Genomic DNA, 8,886 nt, shown 5'->3' with positions numbered 1-8,886 from the left:
GGACGGCAGAACCCGCCATACCCCTCTTCCCCCGCCCCGTCGGATTCGTGGCGCCCCCGCTCGCGATCGCAGTCGGCACGGCCGGCCGGACTCGGGCCGGTACCGCCGGCCTGCGGGCCAGGTCGTCGCTCGCGGCCGGCGCCGGGACACCCATCGCTCGGAGCCGGGCCGTCACGTCGCGGCGGCGGTCTGCGACACCGGCACGTCACCGACGCCGATCCCCCCTTGTTCCCAGGCGTGACGCCGGAGGTCTGCGGGCGGCGGGTGATCGTGCTGATCGTGCTGGGCCGAGTCGAGGGCGGTCGGCATGCATGCAGTGGCAGCAGCGTTGGGCGGTCGAGGATATGCAGGCCGGGGTTCTGATCGTGCGGTCTCTGGTCGCCGAGGTGCTCGAGGAGGTCCCCGGGGGAGTCGCACTGCGCGATGTGGCGCTGACCGACGATCTCCGGTGCCGCTACGAGCGTGCCCGCCCGTTGTCGGCCCGTGCTGGAGAACTGCGGCGTACATATTCGGACAATTATTAACTTCCGTATCGTGCAGATTTCTGCCTGCTGGCGTGATGGCGAGCAACACCACCCGGGACCGCCGAGGCCCCGGAAGGAACGTCGACACCGGTTCCCGGCCGAGCCGGCCGACCACTCGCTGCCTACGCCGGGGTGGGAGCGCACCCCCGGGGTCATCGCGGCTCGGTCGGACCCGAGGTCGTGGAACGGAGTTCGCGTAGTTCGGTGCGTAGTTCGTCGGCGCGTTCGCGGGCGGCGTCGACCTGGGCGCGGGCCGCGGCGGTCTCGGCGCGGGCGGCCGCGAGGTCGGCGCGCACGGCCTCGGTGCGGTCCCGTTCGGCGGCGGTGTCGGCGCGGGCGGCGGCCAGGTCGGATTCGAGCCGGCCGACGGTGGCGGCGGCCTGATCGGCGGCGGCGCGGAGCCGGGCGAGCTGGTCGCGCTGCTGCTCGACGAGGGCCTCGAGGTCGGCGGTTCGCCGACGGTGCGCCGCCTCCGATTCCTCGAACCGGGTCGTCCACGCGTCCAGGGCCGCGGTGTGGTCGGCGCGCAGGCGGTCGAGTTCCTCCTGGTGTTCGCGGCGGGCCGCGGCGAGCGCGGTGGCGGCGTCGTCGGCCTGCGCGACGGCGGCGGCCGCGGCCGCGTCGGCGTCGGCGCGCTCGTCGAGGGCGGCGTCGAGTTGCTCGCGCAGCCGGGCGATCTCGGCGCCGGCGTCGGCGCGGACCTTGTCGGCGTCGGCCTGGACCCGGCGCAGGTGCGCGTCGAGCGCGGCGGGGTCGGACAGCAGCGCGGTGGCGGCGGTGATCGAGGTGGCCACCTCGCTCAAGCGTGCGAGGGCGGCCTGGGTTTCCTGCCGCAGCAGCGGGACCGCCTCGGCCAGGGTGGACACGGCTTGGGCCGGATCGGTGGGGGTGGCCGCCTCGAGCCGCTCGGCGCGGGCCGCCTCCTTCTGTCGTTGCCGCCAGGCCCGGACCCGGTGCGCGTCCGAGGCGTACTCGCGGCGCCGCCCTCCCCTGTTGCCCTCGGTCATCGGCCCCGCCTTCCGCTCGTGTCCTGAGCCGCTGCATGATACTACCTCAACCGTAACGTTTCGTACGTAACATAATACGTACGAAACGAGTGGGTCGACCACCCTGATGCCCGACCGGGTGTCGAGGACACTGTTGTCGGTTCTCAGTGGCATCTGGCGGGTTTCTGGTGTAAGTGGCACGGCGTTGGCGCGGCTTCTCATCCGATGTGTGGCGGAAGTGGCGGAACCGCAGGTCGGTACATCGTGGACGAAGCAGATCGGCGCGGCGCCCGCCAAGAATCCGCCACATCGGATGAGAAGGAGTTGACGGCGGCATGACTGACGCAAGTGGCGCACCGCAGGTCAAGCCAGGTCTGCACCGCCAGATACTTGGCGAACTGACAACTGTCCGTCCCTCGCCGGGGGCTCCCGGCGGTGGTCGCCGCCCTCGGGGCTCGAGGGTGGGTCAGCACGGCGGGTCGAGGCCGCCGAGGTCGGGGAGGCAGTCGTCGACGGCGGCCGCGATGGTGGCCTGGTGTTCGTAGTCGTCGATCCACTCCAAGACTCCATCCGGACTGTCGGGGCCGGCGGTGACGCCGATCCGGAAGCGGGTGTCGATGCGCAGACACAGGTACGGCGACTCGCGTCCGGTCCGGTGGGTGGCCGCCGTGAGGCGGCGCAACGCGGCGGCGCCGGCGATCACGGCGTCGACTTCGGTGGCGGCGGTGCCGGATTCCTGCGCGCCGGCCGGATCACAGGTGACGGTCCAGGTGTGCACGAGCGGGTCCTCCTTCGGGTCGGTTCTGTCTTCGGTGGATGCCAGTGTGTCCGGCCGCCCCGGTCCCGACCGGGGCGGAGACGGGCAGCGGGCCCGGTTCTGTGGAGAACCGGGCCCGCTGTGGACAACTCACCGGGGAGTCAACGCCGTCCGTCGAGGGCGAGGGCCTTGTCGTCGGCCGGGAGCAGCACCGACCGGGCCACCTGGACGGTGCGGGCGAGCTCGGCGGTGAAGGCGCGGTGACCGGCTCGGTCGAAGAACCGGAAGACCAGCGGTCCGGCCTCGACGTCGACCCAGTGGATGTGACGGCGACGCTGCGGATCGAACGCCCCGCCGGGGGTGATCTTGGACGGCGGCACCGTCGACCAGTGCACCGTCACCACGTGCTCGTCGGCGGTGAAGCGCTCCGGGCGCAGCAGGAACTGCTCGGGCAGCACCGTCGTCACCCCGTCGGCGACCGGGCGACGCAACACCGCCACCACACCGCGGACCACGGCCGGGTCGGTGAAGACCATCCGCACCGCGCCGATGGTGGCGAACACCGCCGCGCTCGCGGTCAGCGCGCTGGTCACATCCAGCCGCACCTCCTGCGACGCTCCGGCGATCAGGACGGTGGTGCGGGTGGTCAAAGTCGGAAAGCTCGGGGTCTGCGGCGCGGTCATGGCGACCTTCCTGCTCGAGGTGAGAACCGGCGCGGGTCCGCCTGTTCTTTTGCCCTTCTGGCAGGGAGCATTTGGACCGGCATGAGGGCCGTGGAGTGCAACTTCTGGGACGGAAAAATCTCGCCGGAGCGCAGCGGAGGAGAGGATTTTCCGGGCCGTAGGCCGCGCAGCGCCCAGGGGTTGCGCGCAGCGGACCGCCGGTCAAAATCGGAAGGCCAGAAGGGCAAATCAGGCTCTTGGACAGGGCGGAGCGCAGCGGAGCTCGATTCGGCGTGCGCCGCAGGCGCACCGAGGACCGCGCCCGAGGTCGACGACACCCCTGTCGGCGGAGCGCGCCGGTGCGCGCAGCGGGAGCGCGGTCGCAGAGGCCCGTGCGCACCCGCCCGGCCGCCCCCGCATTCCCTCCGGCGTGGGGCGGGCAGTGCTCGTGCCGGCGGCGCAGCCGGCCGACCCCCCTTCCCCGCGCTGTGCCGATGCCGCTGGGGTGTGCCGATCGGTGACGGCCCGGCGGCAGGTCTCGTTCACCCGGGGCGGGGCGGCCTCAGCGACAGCCGGACTGCACGACCGGGCACCCTCTGAGGACATGTGCAGCGGGGTTGGGGATCCCGGTATCCCGTGGTGGCGCGCACGACCGGGAGGCACCCCGCCCTCCCGCGTTATAGCGCTACAACGCCCGAATCGGTGCCGAGGCGGCAGCGGTCCGCCGGCCGCGACCTCGAAGAACAGGCCGGAGCTACGATCCTGCGCACCGCCGACCGGGCAGCGTTCGGCGGCACCGCGGCGTCCCACCCCGGCCCGGCCCGGCCCGGAGATCTCTATCCAAGACCTGGGCGTCGTGCACGCGCGGGCAGCGCCGCGCAGCGAGTGGCAGCACTCGCGGCGTTCTCCGAGCGGCGCGGACCCGGTCCCTTTCGGTGGGGCGGCACACGCCGGTTCCACTGCGGACGGCGGTGAGCGTACCGACGTCGTCTACGGCCCCGCCGGGCGCCGCGGATGGCCGCCCCGAGGGGGGCCCGATCCGGCCGGGGGTTACAGGTCGAACAGAGAGAACTGGGCGGCCTGAGCCTGGGTTTCGGTGTCGCGGCGGTGCCGGTCGGCCATGGCGCGGGCGAGGTCTTCGGTGCAGCCGAGTTCGGTGGCGACCTCACTCCAGTCGCGGCCGTCGTGACGCAGCTGCCACGCCCACTGGTGCAGCTGTTCGTCCATCTCCATGCCGGGCGCCCCCTCGATGACCCGGGGGCGCTCTCGCCCCTCAACTCGCGAGCTGCCGCGACCGTAACCGGGGCGGCACAGGTTCTCGGGTAGGCGCGCCGAGAAGGCTCCGGCCAGGTAGGAGCCGTGCGGGGGCCGTGCCGACAGAACCACCAGGGCGCAGCGGGCCTCGGCGGAAGCCGGTCCGGACCGGGTAGGTCGCGGACCACCGGCGGATGCGGGGGCAGGAGGGGCCGCGGTGATCGGCGACGGGATCGGCGACAATGCCGTGGGCCGGATACCGGAGGAAGAAGGTGTGACGGTCGACCGTGGAGATCTTCGTCGACGAGGCGAAGACGAAGGACTATTTGATCTGCGCGGTGGTGGTGCCTTCCGAGGATTTGGCTGCGGCGCGCACGACGATGCGGACGCTCGAGGCCGCACAACCGCCGGCCGGCTGCACCGCCGCGACGAGCGCCCGGAGAACCGGCGGCGGATCGTGGCGGCCTTCGCCCGCACACCCCCGATTCGGCAGGCTCTCCTGGTCACCGCGCCGATCGCCGGTCGCCCGCACCGGCAGGTCCCAGGCCGGCCGCCGGCCGCGTTGGCGGTGCACAGCGCCGAGCTCGGAGCGCGCCGCATCCTGGTCGAATCCTGTGCCCAGGACAAGCAGGATCTCGCGGCGCTCACCGGCGCCCTCGCCCACATCGGGGCGCCCCCGACGGTCCGGGCAATGGTGGACCACCCGCACGCGCACGAGTTGCTGTGGGCCGCGGACCTGATCGCCTACGCCTACACCGCGGGCGGGCAGCTGCGGCGCGCGAGCGACTCGCTGGTCACCGCGGCTCGGGTGCCGTAGACAAGCGCAAAGGCCGGGCGACCACGCAAAACGTGCGGGCTCCCGGCCTCACTTTCCTGACTCTTCGCCAGGACACCCTCAACGATAGCGGGCCACTCCCCCACCGTCGAGCACCACACCTTCGGTACGGACCAACAAGAACCGGACCGGACCGTCACAGTGACATCGGCAGCCGCCCTACGCGGACCCTGGGGATGTCGCCGCATCCCCCGGGTAGGCCAGTGCCCCGGCGTCGGGGGGTGAACCGCCGGGGCACACGGCCCGCACGTCCGAGGGGACCGTGCGCGACCAAGGACGACACTACACAGAACCACCACCGCCGTCTCACGTCCCGCGGCAAGGTGTCGGACCGGCGTCGTACGCTGCCCGGTGAGCGCCCCGGCACCCAACGCACCGGGGCGTTCGCCTGTTTTCAGGACCACCGCACTCCCGGCCGCGGCGGGCCGACATGGGGCGGTGAGCCGATGGTGACCTCGCAGGTGCGGCACGTCCAGGTGCGGTGGCCGCCGGCGCCGGGGGTGCAGTCGCACGGGATCCAGCCGACGAGGACCCGGTTCGGGGCGAGGCGATGTCCGGCGGGGCAGATCGTCGGTGCTCGCTCGTACCGGGTCACATCCATGATGGTCGCACCACTCCCCCACTCAGGGGAACATATGTTCGAATAACTCTGCTAGGGTGGGATGCGACGCCGGGACTGTGGGGGAAGCACAGTCCCGGCGTCACTGCTTTTCCCGCCCCCGGTCCGCCTCTGGCCACCGACCGGTCGACGGCAGCTGCCTCCGGCCACGGCACAGCCGGTGGCCCGGGACGGGGTCTGGTCACACCGACACCAGTTGCTCCTCGCGTGCGGTGATCGCGTCAAGCGGAAGCGGCACCACCGGCGGGATTTCGAAGCCTTCGGCGTAGGCGGCGTTCTTGAAGCGCTGCCAGCGTCGGCACACCGTGGACGGGGACGGGGTGTCCTCCAGCTCGGTGGCCACCTGCGCATAGGTCAGCTGCGGGCGGTCCAGCAGGATCGCCGCGACCTCCTTCTCCTCACTGCGCAGTGTGCACCCGGCCAGGAACTCGCGTAGGCCGTCGACCGTCTGCGGATAGCCACCGGACGTCGGCGCAAGGTTCTGCTCGGGCGATGCCTCGAGCGGGGCCATGGCCTGCACGACGGCCTCCCCCGGTGCCTCCTCGCCGTGGCGCCCGGTGCCTTGCGGCTGCACCGTTGCAGGCTCGGCGGCAACGGGGACGACATCGTGGTGCACGCGTGCACCGGGGTACTGCACGTCGTGCCCGACGGGTGCATCCTCCGCAGGGCCGTGCACCGCAGGCGCCTCGTGTGCAGTCGCGTGCTGCTCTTCGTGGACGGTCAGGTGCGCGTGATGCACCGCCTCGTTGTAGCGGCCGCGTTCGACGGCCAGCGCCCGCACGATCGTGGTGAACAGATGCAACAGCGCCAGGAACAGCAGCGGCACAATCATCGCAATGCAGGCGGCGATGGCAGCCGGTTGCGGCTGGTACCCGACATCGACACCGGCCGCGGCCTGCGCGTGCCGCTGCCCGGCCAGGCGGAAGGCGTGGTAGCCGTTGCCCGCCACGCTGAGCAGGACCGTGCCCGTGGCCAGGGCCTTGCAGTACAGACGGGCACCGCGGAACTCGTCGTCAGTCCCCAGTGCAACGAGAGCCAGGGCGGCGGCCGCCTGTGCAACATCGAGCGCCACCGGCGCCATCCAGGCCAGTTCCGGGCGCACACCGATTTCCAGGGTGAGCTGGCGCAACGCGTCGAACGACAGGGTGAACGCCAGCGCTGCAAGCACGAGCGTCATCGCTGCAACAGCACCGAGGGCCATGGTCTTCGAGTGCAATCGTCGGCGTGCACTTGCGGACGGTAGCTGACGTTGCGCAGCGCGAACGTTAAGGTCATACATGATCGGAATTTCCTTTGCTGAGGTAGCCGGTCACGGAGTCCCGTTGGATTGCAGGTCGAGCGGGGCTCCCCCTCTTTATGGCGCTAGAACGTTGAAACGCTATGCAGCTAGAGGCGAGGTCTTCCTTGGTTGCCAGTTTCAGGCGCACCTGCCCGGATCGCGGCAATCACCTGCTCGGTGGACATGCGAGAGGCCAACTCACGAAGTGCAAAACGAACGATCGCACTACGGGAATCAATGCGTGGTTTTTGCTTCCGCCCGAGATAGATCGCCTCCTCGAGGAACTGGTCGGTCTCGGCGTCCAGATAGATCGTCGACTTTGTTAGCTCGTCCACGTCTGTGGAAGGCACTGGAGGCGCCGCCTTCGGCAACTCGGAGGCAGGCAACGCGAGTGCCGGTTCCCGGTCGTTGACGGTCTGCGCGGCCGCTTGCTCCAAGTGGGCCGCAGCGTCCGATGTAGACGGTCGAATCTCTTGCACGGGGGGCGCAATGGGATTGGTCGGGTTCTCGGAATCGGTGGGAATCTCCACCGGAACCGACCGGGGCTTGTGCCGCGGTGGCGGCATGGTGCGCCCACTGGCACGCTTGTTCTTTTGCCGCAAGGCATCGAGTCCGTTAGTCATTGACGTACTCCTGGAGGAACTTCGCGGTGTCGGTGATTGCAGCCGCGAAAGCCCGCAACGGCTTGGCCGGTGGTTCCTCGGCGGTGATTGCAATGCGCTTCGTTCGAGTGCCAACCCGGGCGGCATGGGGAACCGGAGGCGCAACCTGCACGGGCGTGCCGTCAACCATCCGCGCAAGACGGTCGATCATCGTCCCCGGAGGTGCTGCCGGCACCATCGTCGGCGAAATGACCAGGGGGTAGTCGGCGAGTTCGTCGACGAGCTGCTCAGTTGCATCGAGATCCAGCTTCCGCAACGGAGTCGGGGCAAGAACGACATTTGCAACGGACAGTGCACCATGGGCCTGGGTTGTTGCACCTGGATGCGTGTCCACGACGACCCATTCCGTGTCCCACTCCCCCGCCCACTGCACCAGTGCATCCGCCATTGCATCTTCGCTGGGCGCCTGGTCGTACAGGTCAGGATGCCCGGGTACCAGACGCGGCTTCTTGAAGCCGTTCAACGGCTTGGGGGTCTTGCCGGTGCGGATTGCATCGAGGATCGGAATGCGGGCCCGGTCGAGAGGCCGATCCCCCCACTTACCGGTGGCGCCGCCCCCGTCGTACTCCAAGTCCACCAGGACTGCGTCCAGCTCGTAAGCCAATTCGTACGCCATCGTGGTTTTTCCCACCCCTCCCTTCCGGGAGTGGCAAACGATGATTTTGGCCATTGCATGGAGCCTTTCGTCGGTTGCACTGGGTGCAATGAGTCGGTGCATTGAGGCGCGGCAGCGTGCAGCGCTACCACGCTCTGAACGCTAAGCGTCGGAACGCTGCGACGCCGTAGCGCCACGCCGTTGCAGCGTTGCACCGTTGTAGCGGAGCAACGTTCCAACGCTGCAACGTTCCGTCGCCAGAGCGTTGTAGCTCTGCAACGCTTCAAGATCGTAGCGCTCTAACGCTCAGCCATGGTAACGGCATGACGTGACAACGTTCTAACGTTTAGACGTTATGGCGCTATAACTGGGATGTCCGCCCATCGGGGCGCATTGCCGGCGTTACGCTCCGACGTTCAAGCGCTATAGCGGCTCTGCCCAACCAGCGCGTTGCGCAACGACGTTGTAGCGCTATAACTCATGCCTGCTGAACACATTGGGTGACCAGCAGTTTCCCAAAGGCTCGGCCGAGAACTCCCGTAGTAGTCCATTGCCCGCTCCCTGCACCGTTGTAGCGGAGCAACGCTCCAACGCTGCAACGTTCCGTCGCCAGAGCGTTGTAGCTCTGCAACGCTTCAAGATCGTAGCGCTCTAACGCTCAGCCATGGTAACGGCATGACGTGACAACGTTCTAACGTTTAGACGTTATGGCG

Annotated in this window: 10 protein-coding genes; 2 read left to right on the top strand and 8 right to left on the bottom strand. The window is 69.6% G+C overall.

Annotated elements, in window-relative coordinates:
* Positions 1–311 precede the first annotated feature (311 nt).
* Positions 312–524 carry a hypothetical protein gene (locus tag G6038_RS28000; RefSeq protein ID WP_165041809.1) on the top strand — a complete coding sequence of 71 codons (213 nt, stop codon included), beginning with the start codon at positions 312–314 and terminating at the stop codon, positions 522–524.
* Between the two features lie 152 nt (positions 525–676).
* Here the strand turns inward: G6038_RS28000 and G6038_RS27995 are convergent, their stop codons facing one another.
* The 4 genes from G6038_RS27995 to G6038_RS31685 form a co-directional block, all read right to left on the bottom strand.
* Positions 677–1,531, bottom strand: a complete 855-nt coding sequence (locus G6038_RS27995; RefSeq protein WP_165041807.1) for a hypothetical protein — start codon at positions 1,529–1,531, stop codon at positions 677–679.
* Positions 1,532–1,976: 445 nt separating this feature from the next.
* Positions 1,977–2,288, bottom strand: a complete 312-nt coding sequence (locus G6038_RS27990) for a hypothetical protein (protein ID WP_165041806.1) — start codon at positions 2,286–2,288, stop codon at positions 1,977–1,979.
* Between the two features lie 140 nt (positions 2,289–2,428).
* Positions 2,429–2,950: a hypothetical protein gene (locus tag G6038_RS27985; protein WP_165041804.1), complete on the bottom strand. Its 522-nt coding sequence runs from the start codon at positions 2,948–2,950 to the stop codon at positions 2,429–2,431.
* Positions 2,951–3,979: 1,029 nt separating this feature from the next.
* Positions 3,980–4,315: a hypothetical protein gene (locus tag G6038_RS31685; RefSeq protein WP_240918794.1), complete on the bottom strand. Its 336-nt coding sequence runs from the start codon at positions 4,313–4,315 to the stop codon at positions 3,980–3,982.
* Between the two features lie 325 nt (positions 4,316–4,640).
* Between G6038_RS31685 and G6038_RS27975 the strand changes: the two genes are divergently transcribed.
* Positions 4,641–5,000 (top strand): hypothetical protein, encoded by a 360-nt coding sequence (locus G6038_RS27975; protein ID WP_165041793.1) that lies wholly within the window; start codon positions 4,641–4,643, stop codon positions 4,998–5,000.
* 412 nt (positions 5,001–5,412) lie between these two features.
* On the opposite strand, the gene G6038_RS27970 is transcribed toward G6038_RS27975, so the two are convergent.
* The 4 genes from G6038_RS27970 to G6038_RS27955 all read right to left on the bottom strand — a co-directional run bounded on the left by G6038_RS27970 (position 5,413) and on the right by G6038_RS27955 (position 8,248).
* Positions 5,413–5,619 carry a hypothetical protein gene (locus tag G6038_RS27970; RefSeq protein WP_165041802.1) on the bottom strand — a complete coding sequence of 69 codons (207 nt, stop codon included), beginning with the start codon at positions 5,617–5,619 and terminating at the stop codon, positions 5,413–5,415.
* Between the two features lie 199 nt (positions 5,620–5,818).
* Positions 5,819–6,814 carry a DUF2637 domain-containing protein gene (locus G6038_RS27965; RefSeq protein WP_165041801.1) on the bottom strand — a complete coding sequence of 332 codons (996 nt, stop codon included), beginning with the start codon at positions 6,812–6,814 and terminating at the stop codon, positions 5,819–5,821.
* Between the two features lie 209 nt (positions 6,815–7,023).
* Positions 7,024–7,539, bottom strand: a complete 516-nt coding sequence (locus tag G6038_RS27960; RefSeq protein ID WP_165041799.1) for a hypothetical protein — start codon at positions 7,537–7,539, stop codon at positions 7,024–7,026.
* Positions 7,532–8,248, bottom strand: a complete 717-nt coding sequence (locus tag G6038_RS27955) for a ParA family protein (protein ID WP_029540292.1) — start codon at positions 8,246–8,248, stop codon at positions 7,532–7,534. The genes G6038_RS27960 and G6038_RS27955 overlap by 8 nt, the downstream gene beginning before the upstream one ends.
* Positions 8,249–8,886 lie beyond the last annotated feature (638 nt).

Origin of the sequence: Rhodococcus sp. 14C212 (assembly GCF_011058195.1) — a bacterium.
GTDB lineage: Bacteria > Actinomycetota > Actinomycetes > Mycobacteriales > Mycobacteriaceae > Rhodococcus > Rhodococcus aetherivorans.
This window is presented reverse-complemented; position numbering and strand designations above follow the sequence as displayed.